Genomic DNA, 20,562 nt, shown 5'->3' on the forward strand with positions numbered 1-20,562 from the left:
TGGAGGCCATGGACAAGCGAGTGCTCCTGGCCAAGCCGCGTGGCTACTGCGCCGGCGTGGACCGTGCCGTCGTGACCGTGGAGAAGGCGCTGGAGCAGTACGGCGCCCCGGTCTACGTGCGCAAGGAGATCGTCCACAACAAGCACGTCGTGGAGACGCTGTCCCGGCGCGGCGCGATCTTCGTGGACGAGACCGACGAGGTGCCCGAGGGCGCGCTCGTGGTCTTCTCGGCGCACGGCGTGTCGCCCGCGGTGCACGAGGAGGCGGCGTCGCGGCAGCTGCGCACGATCGACGCCACCTGCCCGCTGGTGACCAAGGTCCACAACGAGGCCAAGCGGTTCGCCCGCGAGGACTACGACATCCTCCTGATCGGCCACGAAGGACACGAGGAGGTCGAGGGCACGTACGGCGAGGCGCCCTCGCACATCCAGCTCGTGGACACCGCCGAGGACGTCGACAAGGTCGTGGTGCGCGATCCGTCCAAGGTGGTCTGGCTGTCGCAGACCACGCTGTCGGTGGACGAGACGATGGTGCGGGTGCGGCAGTTGCAGGACCGGTTCCCGGATCTCCAGGAGCCGCCGTCGGACGACATCTGCTACGCCACGTCCAACCGGCAGACCGCGGTGAAGACGATGGCGCCGGAGTGCGACCTGGTGCTGGTGGTCGGGTCGAAGAACTCGTCGAACTCGGTGCGGCTGGTCGAGGTGGCGTTGCAGGCGGGCGCGCGGGCGTCGTACCTGGTCGACTACGCCCGCGAGGTCGACCCGGCGTGGCTGGAGGGCGTGTCGACGGTCGGCGTGACCTCGGGCGCGTCGGTGCCGGACATCCTGGTGATGGAGCTGCTGGAGTTCCTGGCCGAGCACGGCTACGGCGACGTCGAGGAGATCACCACGGCGAACGAGAAGATCGCCTTCGCCCTGCCGCGCGAGCTGCGCAAGGACATGGTCCGCTGACCTGACCTGACCTGACCTGACCTGACCCGACCTGACCCGAGCCGCCACAGCGCCGGGTCGTGGGGTGCCCGTGCTGCCGAAGCGCCCACGCCCGTGCTCCGGGGCGTGGGCGCTTCGCCGTTCTCAGCCCAGGTCGTAGCGGTGGTCCGGCGGGCTCGGCGGCCACGCCACGGAGCTGTCCTTGTACCAGATCGGGGTGCACTCGCCCCGCTGCGCGCACGCCTTCGCCCGGTCACGCCACCCGGCCATGGCCAGCAGCCCCGCCTTGTCGCCGCGCCACAGCACGTCGTTCCAGCTGGAGACGTCGTCCACGGTCCGCTGGCCCATGAGCGCGTGCTCGCCCTGGTACTCCGAGTTGTAGTGGTTGAGCCCCAGCTGGTGGCCGAGCTCGTGCATGACCTTCATCCCGATCTGGTGTCGGGCCTCCCGGTCGCCGGCCACGCTGCGCTCGACGATGCGGTCCCACGTTGACAGGTGCGCGAAGCTGATGTTGCCGCCGGTGTAGACCAGGCCGCGCCGGTCGAGTCGCGTGCCGGGGTAGGCCATCCCGACCACGCCGGTCAGCTGGGTGTCGAACGTGATGCTGATCTGGTTCGCCGGGCGCGGCGTGGTCAGGTAGGGCTCCTGGTCGTAGTCGAGGTATTCCAGGCGCCCGCCGACCCACTTGTTGGTCTCCAGCACGATGGTCGACATGACGTCGTCGAAACCCTCCAACCAGCGTTCCTCCTGTTGCAGGCGCGGGTCGTTCTCGGGCAGGCCGCGGCGGTTCTTGTAGAGCTTGACCGTGTAGTGGTCCATCAGTTCGTAGTAGGCCGGGTTGGCCAGGCCGCGCATCCGGGTGAGGTTGAACCCGTACGGGTTCTCCAGGCCGCCCGAATCGCCGGGCTGCGGGTCGACCAGCATCATGGCCGGCTGGTAGGGCGTGCGCCCGAGGGCCGGGTCGTACGGGGGTGCGTCGGCCGAGGCGGGTGTGGCCACCACCGCCGTCGCCAGCGCCGCGACGACGGCGGCGACACCGGGACGTGCTCGACCGGGAAATGCGCGCATGGCTGTTCTCCACTCATGACAAGAATGGTCCGGGAATAGGCGGGGAAATGGTCCGGCCGGTGGGTTCCCGGTCGGGTCACTTCGACTTTCGGGACGAACCTTCCGGGTGTTAGCGCGCAATCCGGTCGGTTTTTATTCCATTTCATCGGGCCTGTCGTGGTCGCGGCGGAGGCCTCCGCCGCGATGGTGCCACGGCGGTATGACACTTCGGCTCCTGCGGGGCGCTGAGCTGCGCTGACGGCGTAAGCGGTTGGCGACCGGGTGAAGTTCGCGTTTGCTGGAACGATGAGCACCGTGCTGATCGGGGTGGAGAACGTGGCCACCCCCAAGTGGGCCCGTCGCCGCGGTGGGACCTCCGTGAGCCTCGGCAAGGCCCTCAAGAGCCTGCCGTCGGCGGTCTCGATGGTGGTCCGGCTCGCCTGGCGCACCTCACCCCGGCTCACCCTGCTGGCGGGCGTCGTGCACGTGCTGTCCGGCGCCGTCACCGCGTTCGGGCTGCTCGCCACCGCCGACGTGTTCGCCGCGTTGCTGCGGGACGGCCCCACGCCGCAGCGCGTGGTGGAAGCGCTGCCCGCGCTGGCGGTGGTGGTCGGCTCGCTGGTGGTGCGCGCGTTGCTCGACACGGCGGTCGCGGCGGTCGAGAGCTCGCTGCGGCCCCGCGTCACGCGTGAGGCCAACGACGAGGTGACGGCGGTGCTGGTGCGCGCCTCGCTGCTCGCGTTCGAGGACGCCGACTTCCGCGAGCTGGCCCGTCAGGGCGGCCGGCGCGGCGTCCGCTCCCTGGAGAGCAGCCTGCGGTACCTGGCGGACCTGGTGTCCGGCGGCATCTCGCTGATCGCGGCGGTGGTCACGGTCGGGCTGCTCAACCCGTGGCTGGCGCCCGCGCTGCTGCTGGCCGCGTTCGCGAACGCCTGGGCGTCGGCGCGGGCGTCCAAGCTGCGCTACGAGCACTTCCTAGACTCGGTCACCCGCAACACCCGCAAGGGCGTGGTCGAGGAGGTCGCGACCGACCGGGACTTCGCGCTGGAACGGCACGCGCTGACGTTGCAGGAACGCCTGCTCGCCGAGCACCGGCGCATCGCGGACAGCCTCGTGGCCGACGAGATCCGGATGGCGCACCGGACGAACCTGGTGCGGCTGACCGGGCGCGCGTTGGCCGGCGTCGGCACCGCGATCGCCTACGTCGTGCTGGGCGTGCTGCTGCACACCGGCGGCATGGAGCTGGCGTTGGCGGGCACGGCGGTGCTGGCCATGCGCACCGGGTTCTCGTCGCTGGCGAGCACCACCCGCGCGGTCAACTCGCTGTACGAGGACTCGTTCTACATCGACTTCTACCGCAAGCTGCTGGTCGAGGGCGCGGAACGGGCGCAGGGCAGCTCACCGGTGCTCGCTCCGGCCGACCCGTCGCGGATCACGCTGACCGACGTGTCGTTCACCTACCCCGGTGGGCAGACGCCCGCGTTGCGCGAGGTGAACCTGACCGTGGAGAAGGGCGAGGTCGTCGCGCTGGTGGGGGAGAACGGGTCGGGCAAGACGACCCTGGGCAAGGTGCTGACCGGCTTGTTCCCGGCGTCGTCGGGGACGGTCGCGTGGGACGACGTCGACCTGGCGACGGCCGACCCGCACTCGGTGCACTCGTCGATCGCGGTGATCGCGCAGGACCCGGCGCAGTGGCCGATGACCGCGCGGCACAACGTGACGGTCGGCCGGCTGGAGCGCGAGGACGAGCAGGCGTGGCGGGAGGCGGTGGCGAAGTCCGGCGCGGACGAGGTGCTGGCCACCCTCCCGGCCGGGCCGGACACCGTGCTGTCGCGGCAGTTCAACGACGGCCAGGACCTGTCCGGCGGGCAGTGGCAGCGGATGGGCATCGCGCGCGGCATGTACCGGGACGCGTCGGTGCTGGTGGCCGACGAGCCGACGGCCGCGCTGGACGCCAAGGCCGAGGCGCGCGTCTTCGAGGGCCTGCGGGAGGCGACCGCGCGGCGCACCACGATCCTGGTCACGCACCGGCTGGCGAACATCCGCAACGCCGACCGGATCGTCGTGCTCGACCAGGGCCGGATCATCGAGCAGGGCACGCACGAGGAGCTGATGGCGTTGCGCGGGCACTACTTCGAGCTGTTCGAGCTCCAGGCCGCCGCGTACCGGGGCGGGCTGCTCGCGTCCTAGCGCGGCGCGGTGATCATCACCGGGTTGCCGTCCGGGTCGGCCACGAACGCGATCCGCTCGCCCCACGGCGTGTCGTTCGGGCGCTGGAGCACGGGGTGGCCGCGGCGTTCCAGGTCGGCCACGGCCGCGTCCACGTCGTCGTGGTAGACGCACAGCTCGAACCGGTGGCCGGTGGCCGGGCGCTGGGGCGCGCCGTGCACGCCCCTGCCGTCCGGCGCGACCTGGCCGAGCCCGAGCTTCGACCCGTCACCCAGTTCGGCGGCCACGTACAGCGGGTCGCCGTCGGCGGGGAAGCGGTAGGTCACGGTGAAGCCGAGGCCGTCGCGGTAGAACTCCAGCGAACGCGCCAGGTCGTCGCAGACCAGCATGGGGAACGCGGACCGGTAAGCCATGTGGTGCATGGTAAAGCGCCGCGATCGCGCGAGGGTGGCGCCGGGAGCGAACGCTAGGCCGTCAGCTCCAACGAGGACCCCTCGCGGGCCTTGCGGACGCGCAACCTGGTGGGGATGCGCTGCCGCAGCTCCTCCACGTGCGAGACGAGGCCGACCACCCGGCCGCCGGCGCGCAGTTCGTCCAACGTGGTCATCACCAGTTCGAGGGTCTCGGCGTCGAGCGTGCCGAAGCCCTCGTCGATGAACAGCGTGTCCAGCACGGCGCCCGCGGCGACCACGTCGGCCAGCCCGAGCGCCAGCGCCAGCGACGCCAGGAACGACTCGCCGCCCGACAGCGTCTTCGCCGGCCGCTGCTGCCCCGAGTAGTCGTCCATGACGTCGAGGCCCAACCCGCCCCTGGTGCCCCGCGGCCCCGCCTCGATCGAGTGCACGAACCGGTAGCGGCCCTGGCTCATGCGTTCCAGCCGGGTGCTCGCGGCCACCGCGACCTCCTCCAGCCGGGCGGCCAGCACGTAGGTGCGCAGGGTCATGTTCTTGGCGTTCTGGCCCATGCCGTTGATCACGTCGGTCAACGCGTCGAGCTCGGCGTACTCGGCCTCCACCGGCTCCAGCCGCAGCCACGCGGCGCGCAGCTGCTCGGCTAGGTCGGCGGCGCGCGCGGCCCTCGTGCGGGCGTTCGTCACCGTCGTCGTGGCGTCGGTCGACCGGTCGCTCGCCACCCGGAACCGCTCCTCGGCGCCCGCCACGTCGACCTCGGCGTCCGGGTCGGTGTCGGGCAGCTCGGCCAGCGTGCTCTCGGCCGCGGTCCTGGTCTTCTCGACGTCGCGGATCCGGGTCTCCAGCTCGGCGACCGCGGTCGCCGGGCGTGCGGCGGCCAGGGCGTCCGCCACGTCGGCGAACCCGGCCAGCGACGCCAACCGCGACACCTCCAGCCGCTGGTCGGCCAGGCGCTCCTCGTGCTCGGTCACGGCGGCGCGGCGTGCCGCCAGCCCGGTCAGCGCGTCGGCCAGGTCGCCCAGGTGCGCCCGGCGCGTCACCACGTCCGGGAAGTCGCCGCGCGCCTCCTCCAGCCGCGCGCCGCGCTCCTCGACCGCGTCGGCCAACTCCTTGCGCTGCGCCCCGGCCTCGGCGAGGTGGCGTTCCAGCGCGCCACGCTCTTCGAGCGCGCGCTGCACCTTCGCCTCCAGCTCGGCCAACGCCGCCTGCGCGCGTTCCAGCTGCTCGGCCCGGGCCGCCACGGACCGGTGCTCGCGCGCCAGCTCGGCGGGCGGCCGGTCGCCCAACTGCTCACGCAGCAACGCCAGCTTCGCGTCCAGCTTCTGGGCCTCCTGCTCGGCCCGCTGCCGCACGTCGAGCGCGTGCTGGTCGGCCTCGGCGGCGCGTTCCTCGTCGGCGGCCGTCACCGAACCCAGCATCGGCTGCGCGGGCGCCGGGTGCTCGGCCGATCCGCACACCGGGCACGCGTGGCCCGCGGCCAGCTGCCCGGCCAGCTCGACGGCCATGCCGTCCAGCCGTTCCCGGCGGATCCGGAGCAGCCGCTCGCGGGCCTTCTGCTGCGCGTCCACCGCGACCCGCCGCGCTTCGTCGGCCTCCCGGAACGCCCGCTCGACCACCGGCAGCTCGGCGGCGGCGGCCGCCAGACCCGACACCTGAGGCAGCCGTGCCGCGGCCTCCGCCGACTCCTCGACCGCGGCCTTCGCGGCGGCCAGCCGCGGCGGCACCTCGTCCAGCTGCGTGACCAGCGCCGCCAGCTGTTGCGACGTGGCGGTCACGTCGCGGTCCAGCTGCGCGATCCGCCGCTGGTCGGCACGCTGCCGCTCGGCGTCGGCGGCCAGGCCGGTCAGCCCGCCCGCCTCCTCGCGCAGGCGTTCACCGTCGCCGCGCAGGTCCGTGCCCTGGTAGCCGAGGGCGGCCACGGCGGCCGCCGCCGCCCGTTCCTGGGCGAGCGCGGCGTCGAGCTCACGTTCCAGCTTCACCGCGCGGTCCTGCGCGGGCACCACGACCGCGGCCTGCCGGGCCGCGTCCCGTTCGGCGACCCACGCCCGCAGGCTCGGCTCGACCTCGGCGTACCGGTCGAGGTGGCGGCGCGCCTCCCGCACCCGGCGCACCCGTTCGTGCCGCGCCCGGGCCTCCTGCCAGTCCCGCTCGGCCGCGGCACGCCGGTCGGACGCCTCGGCCGCGAGCTGGTCGGCGTCGCGCTCGGCCTCGTCCAGCCGCTTGAGCAGGGAGCTGAGCCACTCCTGGTCCCCACCGCCCTCCGGCGGCTCCTCCAACGCCACCTCGGCGACCCGCTGCACCAGGTCGCGGTGCACCAGGCCGAGCTGGTCGACCTCGCGCTTGCGCTCCTTGCGCCGCTCGCGGAACCACTTCTCCACGTCCAGGAAGCGCTCCGTGCCGAACAGCTTCTCCAGCAACTTCTCCCGCTCGGCGGTCTCCGCGCGCAGGAACCGGGCGAACTCGCCCTGCGGCAGCAGCACCACCTGGAAGAACTGCTCCGCGGTCATCCCGAGCAGGCCCTCGACCTCGCGGGCCACGTCGTCGATGCGGCTGTGGCCCTCGCCGGTCCACCCGCTGACCCAGGTCAACGACACCTGCGCCTGCTGCCGGGTCGCACCGTCACCGCGCTTCTTCGGCCGCTCGTACTCGGGGCTGCGCTTGATCCGGAACCGCCGGCCGCGCACGGTCAGCTCCAGCTCCACGTAGGTCTGGGTGTCGCGGTCGGCGTAGTCGCACCGCAACCGCTTCACGTCACCGCGCGCACCGGGCACCTTGCCGAACAACGCGAACGCCACCGCGTCGAGCAACGTCGTCTTGCCCGCGCCCGTGTCGCCGTGCAGCAGGAACAGGCCGTCCGCGCCGAGCAGGTCGAAGTCGACCTCTTCGTGCGCCGCGTACGGGCCGAACCCGCTGACCGCCAACCGGTGCAGCTTCACGACGCCTCCTCGCGGTTCACGACTCTCTCGCGGTTCACGACTGGCCCGCGGTTCACGACTCGTCCGGGTTCACGACTCGCCCTCCCGCGCGGCGGCGGCGAAGGCCTCGCGCAGCAGGGCCAGTTCCCGCGTGCCCGGCTGGTCGCCGCGCACGTCCTCGATGAAGCAGCAGGCGATCTCCTCGTCGGTGCGGCCGCGCACCCGTTCGGCGAACCGCAGCTCGCCGGTCCGCCCGCCCTCCGGCCGCCACTCCACGTGCACCGCGTGCGCGAACCGGGTCTGCAAGCGCCGCAACGCGTCCAGCGGGCGCACCCGGTCGGTCAGCGTCACCGACAGGAAGTGGTCCTCGACCGGCTCGTGCGCCGGGTCCAGCAGCAGGTCGTCCAGCGCGCCGTGCAGCGTCGACAACGACCGCGGCACCGGCAGCGAACGGCGCTGGACCCCGGCCAACCCGCCCGCGCCCAACTCCACCAACCACACCGACTTGTGGTGCCGCGCCTCGGAGAACGAGTACGCCACCGGGCTGCCCGAGTACCGCAGGTGCTCGGCCAACGTCTGCTGCCCGTGCAGGTGGCCCAGCGCCACGTAGTCGACCCCGGCGAACACCGCGCCCGACACGTCCTGCACGCCGCCCACCGCGATCGTGCGCTCCGACTCGCACGGCTCGCCGCCGGTCACGAACGCGTGCGCCAGCACCACCGACCGCGTGCCCTCCCGGGCGGCCAGGTCCTGCTTGATCAGCCGCATCGCCTCGGTCAGCACCCCGCCGTGGCCCTTGGCCTCGACGCCCAGCGCGTGCCGCGCCGTCTCCGGCTCCAGGAACGGGATCCCGTACACCGCCACCGGCCCGTGCGCGTCGGCGAACAGCACCGGCTCGTGCAGCTCGGCCACGCGCGTGCGCAGGTGCAGCCCGCCCGCCTCGGCGAACGCGCCCAGGAAGCCCAGCCGGGCCGCCGAGTCGTGGTTGCCGGGCGTGATCACGATCTGCGCGCCCGCCGCCCGGATCCGCCTGAGCACCCGGGAGCACACCGCGACCGCCTCGGCGTTCGGCACCGCCCGGTCGAACAGGTCACCCGCCACCACGACCGCGTCCACCCGCTCGTCCGACACGGTGTCGGCGAGGCCGCCGAGCACCGATTCCTGCTCTTGCAGCAGGTCACGGCCGTGGAAGGTGCGCCCCACGTGCCAATCGGACGTGTGCAGGATCTTCACGCCGGCCACGCTAGGGCCGCCCGGCCCTCCGACCCGGAACCCCGCTCGGCGTGTCGCTCGAACGTGTGATCGGACACCGGTGCGCGATGATCGTGGCATGACAGCGGTCCTCAGCACGGCGGCGGTGGTCGTGGCGCTCCTGCTCGCGGGTGCGCTGCTGTTCCTGTGGCGGCTCTACCAGGACAGCGTGCGGCGCACGGACGCCGCGCTGGCCGCGGTGCAGGCCGAACGGGAACGCGGCGACGCCCAGTGGGCCGCCTTGCAGCGCTACGAGGTGGCGTTCTCCTCGGTCAGCGGTCGCGGTGAGCTCGGCGAGAAGGTGCTGGTGGAGACCGCGCGGGTGTTGGGCCTGCGCGAGGGCATCCACTTCGACCTGCAGGTGGACGTGGCGGGCGGTGGTTCGGTGCGGCCGGACCTGGTGCTCAACGTCGGCGGCGGCCGGCGGGTGCCGGTGGACGCCAAGATGAGCATGGCGACGTGGGCGGAGGCGGTGGAGACGGACAACGCGTCCGAGCGGGTCGACGCGTTGCGCGTGCACGTCCGCAACATCCGTGCGCGGGCCGCGGAGCTGGCGGGCAAGGGCTACCAGCGGTGGGCCGACGCGATCTACGGGACGATCATGTTCGTGCCGAACGACGGCGCGGTGGTCGCGGCCCTGGACACCGACCCCGAGCTGCTGCGGTGGCTGCTCGACCGGCGGGTGTTCCTGTGCGGGCCGACGGGGTTCGCGGTGGTCGCGTCGGCGGCGATGTTCGCGGTGACCGACCGGGCGTTGGCCGACGACGTGGAGCAGGTGAGGGCGGCCGCGTCACGTGCGCACCGGGCCGCCGACACGGCCGTCGACGCGGTGAACCTGTCGAGCACGCACCTGCAGCGGTTCCTGTCCGCGCGGCGGCGCGAGCTGGACGCGCTGGAGGGTTTCCGGGCGGCGGTGGAGCCGTTGAGCAACGCGTCGTCCGACGTCACACCGCTGCCGTTGGTGCGGCGGACGGACGATGCCGGCCTCGGTGCACCCCTCGGTGCACCCTTGGACGCCCGGGAGGCGTAATAGAGTGTGTCGGGACTGAGCCGAACGAGGAGTGTGCGTGACCGCTGCTATGCGTGACGACTCGCGCAGCGAGCCGGAGGACGAGGAGTTTTCCGCCGTCCGCTGGAACGACCGCGCCATGTTCGGCAGCTTCCGGGGTCTGCCCTGGTGGTCGGCCGTGCTCATCGCGTTCGTGTTGGCGATCGTCGGCGCGTTCGTCGACGTGGGTTCGCCCACGAAGACGGTGGGCTGGGTGTTCGCCATCACGTTCTTCGTGGGCTGCGTCGGGGCGGTGGTGTTCGTCGAGCGGCGCTCGATGTTCGGCCCGATCGTCCAGCCGCCGCTGGTCCTGGCGATCGTGGTGCCGTTGCTGGTGGTGTTCACGCAGGGGGTGCCCAGCGGCAAGCTGTCGTCGCTCGGGCTCACGCTGGGCAAGCCGTTGATCGACGGTTTCCCGGCGATGGCGATCACCACGGCGTGCACCGTGATCATCGGCATCGTCCGGGTGATGACGCAGAAGGACCCGAACCGGCTGACCAAGGACGAGATCCGCGAGGCCAAGCGCAAACCGGACAAACCCCGCCGCGCCGACCGTCCTGACCGCCCCGAGCGCGCCGACCGCGCCGAGCAGCCCCAGCCGGACGACCGCCCGAAGAAGCGCCCCCGCGCCGACCGGACCGACCGGGCCGACACCCCCCAGGACCGCCGCCGCCCCACCACCCCGGCCACCGACGAGGATCGCCCCAAGCGCCCCCGCCCCCCGGCCTCGGGCACCTCCGACCGCCCCCGCCGCCCAGCCCCACCACGCGAAGGCGGCCGCCCCCCACGCCGCCCCCGCCCACCACGCGACGAGGACTGACCCGGTCGCGCGGGGTCCCGGTCGCGCCGAGCCCCGACCGCCTCTGGGCCGTTCTCCGTTTGCCGTTCTCCGTTTTCGCCGCCTGTGGACAACTCCCGGCGGCCCCGCGGCCCGTCACGACTCGTGGGCCAGCAGCCAGCGCTTCACGTCCGCGCCCCAGCGGAAGTTGCCGGTGGCGCCGCCCGTGCGGATCACGCGGTGGCACGGGACGAACAAGGTGGTGGCGTTGCGGGCGCACGCGCTGGCAGCGGCGCGGACCGCGGTCGGGCGGCTGGCCAGCAGGGCGTAGTCGGCGTAGCTGATGGGCTTGCCCGCCGGGACGGTGCGCAGGACGTCCCACGCCCGCCCCATGAACTCGCCCCCGCGCTGCCGGACCCGGACGTCGGCGATCGCGTCCAGGTCACCCGCGTGGTACGCGCGGACGGCCCTGGTCACCTCGCCCAGGTCACGGCGGTGCGCCAGCGTCGACGGGCGCAACGACGGCGACACCTGGGGCAGCAGGTCGTCCGCGTTGGCGGTCCACCCGCTGGCCAGGACGGCGCCGTCCATGGCGACGATGGCGGTGAAAGGGCTGATCGGGGTGTCGATGGTCGACACGTGGCCGGTGCTCACGCAGTCCTCCTGAGGTGCATCGCGGCGTACGAGCGCCAAGGGCGCCACGCGATGTTGTCGCTGGTCAAAGGGATGTCCGGGGCGCCGAGAACCCGCATCACGACGTACGAGGCGACCTGCGGGCCGACTCCGGGGAACGCCGACAGCTCGGCGTGCAGCTCGTCCGGGTCACGACCGACGTCCACCTTCAACGTGCCGTCGGCCAACGCCCGCGCCACCGGCGAGTCGACCGCCGACGGCGCCGGGTACAGGTGCGTCACCGGCCCGTCGGGGTGGTCCAGCGGCTCGCCCGGCTGGTCGTGCCCCAGTGCCCTGAGCAGGGTTTCCGCGCCGTCGACGCTGCCCGGCAGCCGCACGCCCGGCCGGGCCAGGACCGACGGGCGCAACGCCGGGTCGGCGGCCAGGAAGTCGTCCACGGCCACCGGGTCGGCGTCCAGGTCGAGCAGCCGCCGCACCCGGCTCACCGCGCTGCCCAGGTCACGCAGGTCGGTCAAGCGCAACGAGCACGACACGTACCCCGCCGCCGGCTCCAGCCGCACGGTCGCCTGGCCGTGCGGCAACCGCAGCGAACGCGCGTAACAGCCGTCCGTCACGTCCTCCACGCCCGGGATCGCGTGCGCCCGGAAGTACGCCAGCAGACCCGCCGCGTCGAACGGCGGCCGGTACGGCAGGCGCAATGTGATGCGGCCGGCGGTGGACGAGACGGCACGGGTCGAGCGCATCGCCGACGGCGTGGTCGCGAACACCGTCCGGATGGTCTCGTTGAACTGCCGCACGCTGGCGAAACCGGCCGCGAACGCGATGTCGCCGAACGACAGGTCGGTCGTCTCGATCAGCAGCCTCGCCGAGTGCGCCCGGTGCGCGCGGGCCAGAGCCAGCGGTCCGGCGCCCAGTTCGGCGGTCAGCACGCGCGTCAGGTGGCGCTCCGAGTAGCCCAGGCGCGACGCGAGCCCCGGCACGCCCTCACGCTCCACCACGCCGTCGGAGATGAGGCGCATGGAGCGTGCCGCGAGGTCGGCCCGCAGGTTCCACTCCGGCGAGCCGGGCACGGCGTCGGGCAGGCACCGCCGGCACGCCCGGTAACCGGCCGACTGGGCGGCCGCGGCGGTCGGGTAGAACTCGGCGTTGCGGCGCTTCGGCGTCACGGCGGGGCAGGACGGTCGGCAGTAGATGCGGGTCGTGCGCACCGCGAGGATGAAGCACCCGTCGAAGCGGGCGTCGCGGGCGGCGACGGCCCGGTAGGCGCGTTCGTCGTCGAGGAGCATGCGGCCCACTCTGCCAGCGGCGGGACGTTGGGTCTCGCGGGAATCGGACACGGCGTCGGGGGCGCGTAGACTCACCCACCGTGAGTTTGACCCTCGGCATCGTCGGCCTGCCCAACGTCGGCAAGTCCACCCTGTTCAACGCCCTCACGCGCAACGACGTGCTGGCGGCGAACTACCCGTTCGCGACCATCGAGCCGAACGTCGGGGTGGTGCCGCTGCCGGACGAGCGCCTCGGCAAGCTCGCCGCGATCTTCGCCTCCGAGCGCGAGGTGCCCGCGGTGGTGTCGTTCGTCGACATCGCGGGCATCGTGAAGGGCGCGTCGGAGGGGGCGGGCCTCGGCAACAAGTTCCTCGCCAACATCCGCGAGGCCAACGCGATCTGCCAGGTCATCCGGGTGTTCGACGACTCCGACGTGGTGCACGTCGACGGCCGCGTCGACCCCGGCGCCGACATCGAGACGATCAACACCGAGCTGATCCTGGCCGACCTCCAGACGTTGGAGAAGGCCATCCCGAGGCTGGAGAAGGAAGCCCGCACGCAGAAGGACCGCCGTCCCGCGCTGGAGGCGGCGCAGCAGGCGCGCGACATCCTCGACGGCGGCCGCACGCTGTTCGCCGCACAGTCCGAAGTGGACGGTGAGCTGCTGCGCGAGCTGAGCCTGCTCACCGCGAAGCCGTTCCTGTACGTGTTCAACGCCGACGAGGCCGTGCTCACCGACGAGGCGAGGCTCAAGGAGCTGCGCGAGATGGTGGCGCCCGCGGACGCGGTGTTCCTCGACGCCAAGGTCGAGGCGGAGCTGCTGGAGCTGGACGAGGAGTCCGCCCGCGAGCTGCTGGAGTCGATCGGCCAGCACGAGCCGGGCCTGCACGCGTTGGCGCGCGCCGGTTTCCACACCCTCGGCCTGCAGACCTACCTGACGGCGGGTCCGAAGGAGTCGCGGGCGTGGACGATCCCGAAGGGCGCGACCGCGCCGCAGGCGGCGGGCGTCATCCACACGGACTTCGAGCGCGGCTTCATCAAGGCCGAGGTCGTCTCCTTCACCGACCTCGTGGAGGCGGGCTCCATGGCCGCCGCGAAGGCCGCCGGCAAGGTCCGCATGGAGGGCAAGGACTACGTGATGGCCGACGGCGACGTGGTGGAGTTCCGCTTCAACGTCTGATCGGGCGAGCTCCCGACGCTTCGGAGTGGTACGACATCTGGTACCAGAGCAGAGGGAGTTTCCGCCGTGTCCATCACCGCGAGTGAGGCCCGCAAGGACCTTTTCCCGCTGATCAAGAAGGTTGACGACGACCACGACGCGATCGAGATCGTCTCCAAGCACGGGAACGCCGTGCTCGTCTCCGCCGAGGACTACGCCGCCCTGCGTGAAGGCTCCTACCTCCTGCGCTCGCCCGCGAACGCCCGTCGGCTGCTCAAGGCGTACGAGAATGCGTTGAGCCGGATCAAGCTCTCCGAGCACGCGCTGATCGATCCCGATGAACCCGTGGGCAAGGACGGCGAGTGAGGCTCGTCTTCGAAGAGCACGGCTGGGAGGACTACACGTCCTGGTTCAAGAAGGACCGCAAGGTGCTCGCCCGGATCAACAAGCTCATCTAGGACGTGCTCCGCGACCCTTCACCGGGATCGGCAAGCCCGAGCCGCTCAAGCACCACCTCCCCGGGGCTTGGTCGCGGCGGATCGACGACGAGCACCGCCTCGTCTACCTGGTCACCGACGGTGAGATCATCGTGCTCGCCGCCCGGTACCACTACTGAGCCGGGTCACCGGCAGGTTCCGTCGTCCTCTATGCGCGCTTTCGGCGGCACACCGGATGAGGTTCGTCAGTCACCTGATCTTGCTACCACATTGGTAGCATCGTGGCATGGCGATGACGTTGAGGCTCACCGAGGGGCAGGAGCGCGCGCTCGCCCTGCTCGCGGAGGCCGACGGGGTGAGCAAACACGAGGCCGCCGTGCGCGCGATCACCGACGCCGCCGCGCGGCGGGTCAAGGAGGACCGGGTCCGCGCGCTCTCGCGTGACGGGCGGGAACGTTACGCGGCGCTGCTCGACCGGCTCGCGCGGTGAACCCCGAGTACCTGACGCTGGAAGACCTGCTGGCGCTGGCCGACGACCTCGGCGTGCCCAAGGTGCGTGACCTGGGTCTGCTGGACTCGGCCGCGCACCGGCCGCAGTCTTCGCTGATGGGGCAGGACGCGTACGGCAGCCTGGACGAGAAGGCCGGCGTGTTGATGGAGTCGATCCTGCGCAACCACCCGTTGGTCGACGGCAACAAGCGGCTGGGGTGGATGGCGGCGTTCGTCTTCTACGGCCTCAACGGCCTCGCCCTGGACGCGCCCGAGGACGACGCCTACGACCTCGTCATCGCGCTGGCCACCGGTGCGATCGGCTACGCGGAGGCGGCGGAGCGGCTCGGGAGCTGGACCCGCCCGGTGTGACGGACGGTCAGTGGCGAGCAGGGCTCCCATGGTGGCTGAACGCCAGGCCGGGAGCCGCCGCCCCGGTAGTCGCACGATGGCCTGCCCTCGACGCGACCCCGGACCGGTGGTACCTGATCACGGCCGTGGAGACGACTCGGGGCGGTGCGTTGGACGCACCGCCCCGAGGTACTGTGCTCTGACGTCAGCGCACCTGGTTGCGGCTGTGGCGGGCCAGGGCGAAGACGCCCCCCGCGGTGGCGAGCATGGCCAGGGCGGAGACGGTGAATACGACGATGTCGGTGGTCATGCGATTTACCCCTTGCGTTGATCTCCCACTCGTCTTGACGTCGGGGTACCCGGTTTCGTGGCCCGACAGTCGTGTAATTCACACGATCGTGGAGGTAGGGCAGTGAGTTCGCGCGCACTTGAAGGGCGAGTGCTCGCCTTCGCACCGTGGATCCTGGGCGTGTCCCTGCTCGGGCACCTGGCCATGGTGGCGTTCCAGACGAAGATGACCATGGTGGACCTGATGGTCTACCGGAACGCCTCGCCGGAGCTGTTCACCGGTCTGCTCTACGAGTGGCGGCTCAAGGAGTTCTCCGACCAGTTCGCCCTGCCGTTCACCTACCCGCCGTTCTCCGCGCTGGTCTTCGTGCCGCTGTCGTGGATCTCCTGGGACGCGGCCCGGTGGTCCTGGCAGCTGGTCAGCCTCGCCTGCCTGTGGTTCACCACCCGCAAGTCGCTCCAGCTCGTCGGCGCCAACGACCCGCGCCGCGCGATGCTGTGGACCGGCCTGTTCGTGTGGATCGAACCGGTGCGCACCACGCTGAACTACGGCCAGATCAACCTGGTCCTGGCGGCCCTCCTGCTCGGCACGATGGTCAGCGCGCGCGGCTGGGCGCAGGGTGCGGGCGTCGGGATCGCGGCCGGGTTGAAGCTCACGCCCGCCATCTCCGGCCTCTACTTCCTGGTCACCCGTCGCTACCGGGCGGCCGCGTGGTCGATCGCGGCGTTCTTCGGCACGGTCGGGCTCGGCTACCTGATCTCGCCGAGCCAGTCGAACGAGTACTGGTTCCACCTGCTGGGGGACGCCTCCCGGGTCGGCCCGGTCGGCTCGGCGATCAACCAGTCGCTGCGCGGGGCGCTGTCCCGCACGGTCGGGTACGACGTCGAGACCGGCCCGATCTTCCTGGGCGCGGTGGTCGTGGCGGCCGTGCTCGCCGGGTTCGCCCTGCACGCGTCGGTGCGGGCGAAGGACACGTTGGCGATGATCGTGTCGGTGCAGTTCCTCGGCCTGCTCGTGTCGCCGATCTCGTGGAGCCACCACTGGGTGTGGGCGGTGCCCGCCCTGATGTGGCTGGTCCACGCGGCCGGACACCGGCTGGCGAAGATCACCGCGGTCGCGTGGCTCCTGGCCGTCGGCAGCTACCTGATCTCGTTCCTGCTCAAGGCGCAGCCGTCGATCTGGATCATCCCCCGCCCCTGGTACTACTCGGCGCTGGGCTGGGTGTACCCGGCGGTGGGCCTGCTCACGCTCGTCACGGTCACCGTCGTGCTGCGGGAGCGGACCCGGAGGTCACAGGAAGACGTCGAGCACCCCGTCGATCTCCTCCGCGAGTGACACGTCCAGGGCGGTGATCCCGCCGCTGGAGTGCGTGCGGCACCGGAACGTCAGCGTGCGCCAGCGGATGTCGATGTCGGGGTGGTGGTTGTCGTTCTCCGCGATCTCGGCCACCCGGTTCACCACCTGGAGCGCCTGGGCGAAGCTCTCCAGCTCCACCGTGCGCACCAGTGCGGCGTCCTGGGTCTGCCACGAGGGCAGCGAGGTCAGCGCGGCGGTCACCTGGTCGTCGGTCAGCAGCTCGGCCATGGCCCTGATCGTCCCACCGCGCGGGGTAAGCTGCGCGTTCGCCACGGGAGTCCGGTGCTGCGCCGGGCTGAGAGGAAGGCGCGCGAGCCTTCGACCGTCCACACCTGATCCGGGTCATGCCGGTGTAGGGAGAGATGATGTTCCGACGAGTGCTGCCCGCCGTGACCGCGTTCGCGCTGCTCACGGCCTGTTCGGTGACCACGTCCAGCACACCTCCGCCGGGCGAGCGGGTCGTCACGCTGGTGACGCACGACTCGTTCGCGCTCAGCCCGGAGCTGCTGGAGCGGTTCAAGACCGACACCGGCATCACGATCAAGCCCCTGGCCAGCGGTGACGCCGGTGAGGTCACCAACAAGCTGGTGCTGACCAAGGACGCACCGATCGGTGACGTCGCCTTCGGCGTGGACTCCACGTTCGCCTCCCGCGCCCTCAAGGAGGGTGTGTTCGCCGAGTACGCGAGCCCCGAGGCGCAGCAGGGCGCGCAGCGCTACCAGCTCGACCCGCCGAACCGGCTGCACGCGGTCGACGTCGGCGACGTGTGCCTGAACATCGACGTCGCCGCGTTCAAGGACGTCGGCGAGCCGACGCAGTACGCCGACCTGGTCGACCCGAAGTACAAGGACATGCTGGTCGTCGAGGACCCGGCCACGTCGTCGCCGGGCCTGGCGTTCCTGCTCGGCACCATCGCGCGGTTCGGCGAGCAGAGCTGGACCGGCTACTGGGGTCAGCTCAAGGCCAACGGGGTGAAGGTCGTCAGCGGCTGGGAGGAGGCCTACACCCAGGACTTCTCCGGCTCCAGCGGCAAGGGGCCGCGGCCGATCGTGGTGTCCTACGCGTCGTCGCCGTCCGCGGAGATCGGTGACGACGGCACGCCGCGCACCAAGGCGCTGCTGGACACCTGCTACCGCCAGGTCGAGTACGCGGGCGTGCTCAACGGCGCGAAGAACCCCGAGGACGCCAAGAAGGTCGTGGACTTCCTGCTGGGCGAGCAGGTGCAGGCCGACGTGCCGGGCCAGATGTACGTCTACCCGTCACGGGAGGGCGTCGCGCTGCCCGAGGCGTGGACGAAGGCCGCGCCGCTGCCCGCCACCGCGCGGTCGCTGCCCGCCGCCGAGGTCGACGCGAACCGCGAGCGGTGGGTGCAGCAGTGGCGCACGTTGGTCCAGGGCTGAGCCCGAGGCTGACCTGGTCGCTCGCCGCCCTGCTGCCCCTGGCGTTCCTGGGGGTGTTCTTCGCCTGGCCGGTGCTGGCGATCGTCGGGCTCGGCCTGGGCGAGGGCGGCGTGCTGCCGGTGCTGGCCCGCGCCGACACGTGGGATCTGGTCGGGTTCACCCTCGGCCAGGCCGCCGCGGCGACGGCGTTGGCGCTGGTCACGGGCATGCCGGTGGCGTTCCTGCTGGCCCGCTGCCGGGTTCGGGGCACGGGGGTGGTGCGGGCGGCGGTGATGGTGCCGTTCGTGCTGCCGACCGTGGTCGTGGGCCTGGCGTTCCGGGCGTTGTGGCCCGACGGCGGTGTGCTGCCGATCGTGCTGGCCAACGCGTTCTTCAACGTCGCCGTGGTCGCCCGCACGGTCGGCGGCCTGTGGGCGCGGGTCGACCGGCGCGCGGAGGACGCGGCCCGGGCGCTGGGCGCGTCACGCGTCCGCGCGTTCACCTCCGTCGTGCTGCCGTCGTTGGCGCCGGCGATCGGGTCGGCGGCCTCGGTGGTGTTCCTGTTCTGCGCCACCAGCTTCGGTGTCGTGCTGGTGCTCGGCGGCGCGCGGCACCGCACGCTGGAGACCGAGATCTACCTGCGCACGGTGGAGCTGTTCGACCTGTCGGGTGCCGCCGCGCTGTCGTTGCTGCAGTTCGTCGCGGTGGTGGCGGTGCTGGTGGTCGGCGGCCTGGCGCGTCGCAGGCGGGAGAAGGCCCTGTCGCTGCGGGTCGAGCCACCCCGTCGGCCCACCGGCGGCGAGTGGGGCGTGGTCGTGGCGGCGTGGCTGGTGGTGGCCGCGCTGCTCGCGCCGGTGGTCGGCCTGCTGCTCAGGTCGCTGGCCACCGACGACGGCTGGAGCTTCGCCGGGTACGCGGCGCTCGCGGGCACGGGGGAGCGCGGCACGCTGGCGGTCTCCGGGCTGGACGCGGCGGTGAACTCGGTGCGCACGGCCACCGACGCCACGCTGGTGGCGCTGCTGGTCGGCGTCGTGTCGGCGGTGGTGCTGGTGGGCCTGCGGCGGCACGGGTCGTGGTTCGCGGAAACGCTGGACACCGCGTTGATGCTGCCGCTGGGCGTGTCCGCGGTGACGCTCGGCTTCGGCTACCTGATCACGATGGACGCCCTGCCGGGTGACTTCCGCACGTCACCGCTGCTGGTGCCGCTGGCGCAGGCGCTGGTGGTGACGCCGCTGATCGTGCGGATCGTGCTGCCCGTGCTGCGGGCCGTGGACGAGCGGCTGCGGCAGGCGGCGGCGACGTTGGGCGCGAGCCCGTGGCGGGTGTGGCGCGAGGTGGACCTGCCGTTGGCGTCGCGGTCGCTGCTGGCGGCGGCCGGGTTCGGGTTCGTGGTGGCGTTGGGTGAGTTCGGCGCGACCAGCTTCCTGGCCCGGCCGGACGCGCCGACGCTGCCGGTGGTGATCGCGCGGCTGATGTCGCGGCCGGGTGAGCTGAACAGCCAGATGGCTTACGCGGCGTGCGCGTTGCTGATGGTGGTGACCACGGTGGCGGTGCTGGTGATCGAGCGGTTGCGGGTGCCGAGCGGCGGGGAGTTCTGATGTCGTTGCGGGTCGACGGGGTGGGCGTGAGCTACGGCGGCGTGGCCGCGGTGTCCGGTGTGGACCTGTCGATCGCCGACGGCGAGGTGGTGGCGCTGCTCGGGCCGTCCGGGTGCGGCAAGTCGACGTTGCTGCGCGCGGTGGCCGGGTTGGAGCAGCCCGGTGCCGGGACCGTGTCGTGGGACGGCGTCGACCTGGCCGGGACGCCCGTGCACCGGCGTGGTTTCGGGTTGGTGTTCCAGGACGGCCAGCTGTTCCCGCACCGGGACGTGGCGGGCAACGTCGCGTTCGGCCTGCGGATGCGGCGGGTGGAGCGGGAGGCGCGGGAGAAGCGGGTGGCGTCGCTGCTGGAGCTCGTCGGCCTGGCCGGGTTCGGGTCGCGGCGGGTCACCTCGTTGTCCGGGGGTGAGCAGCAGCGGGTGGCGCTGGCCCGTGCGCTGGCGCCCCGGCCGAAGCTGCTGCTGCTCGACGAACCGCTGTCCGCGCTGGACCGGGCGTTGCGGGAGCAGTTGGCGGTGGACCTGGCGCGGCTGCTGCGGGAGACGGGCGCCACGGCGTTGGTGGTGACGCACGACCACGACGAGGCGTTCACGTTGGCCGACCGGGTGGCGGTGATGCGCGCGGGTCGGATCGTGCAGGTCGGCGTGCCGACCGAGGTGTGGCGGCGGCCGGTCGACGTGGAGACCGCGAGGTTCCTCGGTTGCGGCAAGGTCTTGTCCGCCGACGTGGCCCGGGATCTGGTGGGCGTGGACGCGCGGGTCGGTCTGCGCGCGACGGCGTTGCGGGTGGACCCGGACGGCCCGATCGGGGCGGAAGTGCTGGAACGCGTCCACCGCCGTGACCACGTCCGGCTGCTGGTGCGCCTGGAGGGGGAGGACTTCGAGGCGGTGGCGCCGGTGGCCGAGCCCCCGTCGCCCGGCGACCGGGTCACGCTGTCCGTGGACCACGACGGGGTGGCGATCATCGGTTGAGCGGTGCGCCGAGGGTTGTCCACAGCTCGCCGCGCTGTGCCGAAATCCGTCGTACCCGGCCGGTAGGGTCAAAGCAGGGGTCCC

General features: G+C 72.3%; 19 protein-coding genes and 1 pseudogene. 13 read left to right on the forward strand and 7 right to left on the reverse strand.

Annotated features, from left to right (window positions below; translation table 11 throughout):
- Positions 1 to 8 precede the first annotated feature (8 nt).
- On the forward strand, positions 9 to 953 hold the full coding sequence (locus ACYVLT_RS24800; protein WP_461122595.1) for a 4-hydroxy-3-methylbut-2-enyl diphosphate reductase: 945 nt from the start codon (positions 9 to 11) through the stop codon (positions 951 to 953).
- A gap of 123 nt (positions 954 to 1,076) precedes the next feature.
- Here ACYVLT_RS24800 and ACYVLT_RS24805 read toward each other — a convergent pair whose 3' ends face one another.
- Positions 1,077 to 2,000 carry a hypothetical protein gene (locus ACYVLT_RS24805; RefSeq protein ID WP_461122596.1) on the reverse strand — a complete coding sequence of 308 codons (924 nt, stop codon included), beginning with the start codon at positions 1,998 to 2,000 and terminating at the stop codon, positions 1,077 to 1,079.
- Between the two features lie 285 nt (positions 2,001 to 2,285).
- On the opposite strand from ACYVLT_RS24805, the gene ACYVLT_RS24810 reads away from it, so the two are divergent.
- The gene (locus ACYVLT_RS24810) at positions 2,286 to 4,169 is read left to right on the forward strand and encodes an ABC transporter ATP-binding protein (RefSeq protein WP_461122597.1); all 1,884 of its coding nucleotides are present in this window, start codon (positions 2,286 to 2,288) and stop codon (positions 4,167 to 4,169) included.
- Here the strand turns inward: ACYVLT_RS24810 and ACYVLT_RS24815 are convergent.
- The 3 genes from ACYVLT_RS24815 to ACYVLT_RS24825 form a co-directional block, all read right to left on the reverse strand.
- Positions 4,166 to 4,561, reverse strand: coding sequence for a VOC family protein (locus ACYVLT_RS24815; RefSeq protein ID WP_461122598.1), 396 nt, complete (start codon positions 4,559 to 4,561; stop codon positions 4,166 to 4,168). The two genes, ACYVLT_RS24810 and ACYVLT_RS24815, sit on opposite strands and share 4 nt — an antisense overlap.
- A 53-nt stretch (positions 4,562 to 4,614) precedes the next feature.
- A complete protein-coding gene (locus ACYVLT_RS24820) occupies positions 4,615 to 7,494 on the reverse strand; it encodes an AAA family ATPase (RefSeq protein WP_461122599.1) in 2,880 nt (959 codons plus the stop codon).
- A 69-nt stretch (positions 7,495 to 7,563) separates the two neighbouring features.
- Entirely contained in the window at positions 7,564 to 8,706 is a 1,143-nt protein-coding gene (locus ACYVLT_RS24825; protein WP_461122600.1) for an exonuclease SbcCD subunit D, read from the reverse strand.
- A gap of 97 nt (positions 8,707 to 8,803) precedes the next feature.
- Between ACYVLT_RS24825 and ACYVLT_RS24830 the strand changes: the two genes are divergently transcribed.
- Together ACYVLT_RS24830 and ACYVLT_RS24835 are read left to right on the forward strand one after the other, a co-directional pair.
- Positions 8,804 to 9,754 (forward strand): DNA recombination protein RmuC, encoded by a 951-nt coding sequence (locus ACYVLT_RS24830; protein WP_461122601.1) that lies wholly within the window; start codon positions 8,804 to 8,806, stop codon positions 9,752 to 9,754.
- Between the two features lie 37 nt (positions 9,755 to 9,791).
- Positions 9,792 to 10,592 carry a DUF6542 domain-containing protein gene (locus ACYVLT_RS24835; RefSeq protein WP_461122602.1) on the forward strand — a complete coding sequence of 267 codons (801 nt, stop codon included), beginning with the start codon at positions 9,792 to 9,794 and terminating at the stop codon, positions 10,590 to 10,592.
- 114 nt (positions 10,593 to 10,706) lie between these two features.
- On the opposite strand, the gene ACYVLT_RS24840 is transcribed toward ACYVLT_RS24835, so the two are convergent.
- Together ACYVLT_RS24840 and ACYVLT_RS24845 are read right to left on the reverse strand one after the other, a co-directional pair.
- Positions 10,707 to 11,204: a methylated-DNA--[protein]-cysteine S-methyltransferase gene (locus ACYVLT_RS24840; RefSeq protein ID WP_461122603.1), complete on the reverse strand. Its 498-nt coding sequence runs from the start codon at positions 11,202 to 11,204 to the stop codon at positions 10,707 to 10,709.
- Positions 11,201 to 12,469: a bifunctional transcriptional activator/DNA repair enzyme AdaA gene (locus ACYVLT_RS24845; protein ID WP_461122604.1), complete on the reverse strand. Its 1,269-nt coding sequence runs from the start codon at positions 12,467 to 12,469 to the stop codon at positions 11,201 to 11,203. Before ACYVLT_RS24845 ends, ACYVLT_RS24840 begins: the two co-directional genes overlap by 4 nt.
- 80 nt (positions 12,470 to 12,549) lie before the next feature.
- On the opposite strand from ACYVLT_RS24845, the gene ychF reads away from it, so the two are divergent.
- The 6 genes and pseudogenes from ychF (at position 12,550) to ACYVLT_RS24875 (ending at position 16,509) form a co-directional block, all read left to right on the forward strand.
- Positions 12,550 to 13,629, forward strand: coding sequence for a redox-regulated ATPase YchF (gene ychF, locus ACYVLT_RS24850; protein ID WP_461122605.1), 1,080 nt, complete (start codon positions 12,550 to 12,552; stop codon positions 13,627 to 13,629).
- Between the two features lie 66 nt (positions 13,630 to 13,695).
- Positions 13,696 to 13,974, forward strand: a complete 279-nt coding sequence (locus ACYVLT_RS24855) for a type II toxin-antitoxin system Phd/YefM family antitoxin (protein ID WP_461122606.1) — start codon at positions 13,696 to 13,698, stop codon at positions 13,972 to 13,974.
- Positions 13,971 to 14,224: pseudogene (locus ACYVLT_RS24860) on the forward strand (Txe/YoeB family addiction module toxin). Before ACYVLT_RS24855 ends, ACYVLT_RS24860 begins: the two are co-directional and overlap by 4 nt.
- A 107-nt stretch (positions 14,225 to 14,331) precedes the next feature.
- Complete coding sequence (locus tag ACYVLT_RS24865) at positions 14,332 to 14,535, forward strand: CopG family transcriptional regulator (protein WP_461122607.1); 204 nt, start codon at positions 14,332 to 14,334, stop codon at positions 14,533 to 14,535.
- The gene (locus tag ACYVLT_RS24870) at positions 14,532 to 14,906 is read left to right on the forward strand and encodes a type II toxin-antitoxin system death-on-curing family toxin (RefSeq protein WP_461122608.1); all 375 of its coding nucleotides are present in this window, start codon (positions 14,532 to 14,534) and stop codon (positions 14,904 to 14,906) included. Before ACYVLT_RS24865 ends, ACYVLT_RS24870 begins: the two co-directional genes overlap by 4 nt.
- 418 nt (positions 14,907 to 15,324) lie before the next feature.
- Positions 15,325 to 16,509, forward strand: coding sequence for a mannosyltransferase (locus tag ACYVLT_RS24875; protein ID WP_461122609.1), 1,185 nt, complete (start codon positions 15,325 to 15,327; stop codon positions 16,507 to 16,509).
- Here the strand turns inward: ACYVLT_RS24875 and ACYVLT_RS24880 are convergent.
- Complete coding sequence (locus ACYVLT_RS24880) at positions 16,465 to 16,758, reverse strand: 4a-hydroxytetrahydrobiopterin dehydratase (protein WP_461122610.1); 294 nt, start codon at positions 16,756 to 16,758, stop codon at positions 16,465 to 16,467. The two genes, ACYVLT_RS24875 and ACYVLT_RS24880, sit on opposite strands and share 45 nt — an antisense overlap.
- Positions 16,759 to 16,895: 137 nt before the next feature.
- Here ACYVLT_RS24880 and ACYVLT_RS24885 point away from each other — a divergent pair, with 137 nt between their 5' ends.
- Genes ACYVLT_RS24885 through ACYVLT_RS24895 form a run of 3 tightly spaced genes read left to right on the forward strand, consistent with a single transcriptional unit; the run spans position 16,896 to position 20,478 of the window.
- On the forward strand, positions 16,896 to 17,930 hold the full coding sequence (locus tag ACYVLT_RS24885) for a thiamine ABC transporter substrate-binding protein (RefSeq protein WP_461122790.1): 1,035 nt from the start codon (positions 16,896 to 16,898) through the stop codon (positions 17,928 to 17,930).
- Positions 17,906 to 19,507 (forward strand): ABC transporter permease, encoded by a 1,602-nt coding sequence (locus ACYVLT_RS24890; RefSeq protein ID WP_461122611.1) that lies wholly within the window; start codon positions 17,906 to 17,908, stop codon positions 19,505 to 19,507. Before ACYVLT_RS24885 ends, ACYVLT_RS24890 begins: the two co-directional genes overlap by 25 nt.
- Positions 19,507 to 20,478: an ABC transporter ATP-binding protein gene (locus ACYVLT_RS24895; RefSeq protein WP_461122612.1), complete on the forward strand. Its 972-nt coding sequence runs from the start codon at positions 19,507 to 19,509 to the stop codon at positions 20,476 to 20,478. The genes ACYVLT_RS24890 and ACYVLT_RS24895 overlap by 1 nt, the downstream gene beginning before the upstream one ends.
- Positions 20,479 to 20,562 lie beyond the last annotated feature (84 nt).

The organism is Saccharothrix stipae, from assembly GCF_054781895.1.

Excerpts from the sequence above, each read along its gene's own strand:
- ACYVLT_RS24800 (WP_461122595.1), top strand. The coding sequence starts at position 9 with ATGGACAAGCGAGTGCTCCTGGCCAAGCCGCGTGGCTACTGCGCCGGC.
- ACYVLT_RS24845 (WP_461122604.1), bottom strand. The coding sequence starts at position 12,469 with ATGCTCCTCGACGACGAACGCGCCTACCGGGCCGTCGCCGCCCGCGAC.
- ACYVLT_RS24810 (WP_461122597.1), top strand. The coding sequence starts at position 2,286 with ATGAGCACCGTGCTGATCGGGGTGGAGAACGTGGCCACCCCCAAGTGG.
- ACYVLT_RS24865 (WP_461122607.1), top strand. The coding sequence starts at position 14,332 with ATGGCGATGACGTTGAGGCTCACCGAGGGGCAGGAGCGCGCGCTCGCC.
- ACYVLT_RS24830 (WP_461122601.1), top strand. The coding sequence starts at position 8,804 with ATGACAGCGGTCCTCAGCACGGCGGCGGTGGTCGTGGCGCTCCTGCTC.
- ACYVLT_RS24805 (WP_461122596.1), bottom strand. The coding sequence starts at position 2,000 with ATGCGCGCATTTCCCGGTCGAGCACGTCCCGGTGTCGCCGCCGTCGTC.
- ACYVLT_RS24880 (WP_461122610.1), bottom strand. The coding sequence starts at position 16,758 with ATGGCCGAGCTGCTGACCGACGACCAGGTGACCGCCGCGCTGACCTCG.
- ACYVLT_RS24815 (WP_461122598.1), bottom strand. The coding sequence starts at position 4,561 with ATGGCTTACCGGTCCGCGTTCCCCATGCTGGTCTGCGACGACCTGGCG.
- ACYVLT_RS24885 (WP_461122790.1), top strand. The coding sequence starts at position 16,896 with ATGTTCCGACGAGTGCTGCCCGCCGTGACCGCGTTCGCGCTGCTCACG.
- ACYVLT_RS24895 (WP_461122612.1), top strand. The coding sequence starts at position 19,507 with ATGTCGTTGCGGGTCGACGGGGTGGGCGTGAGCTACGGCGGCGTGGCC.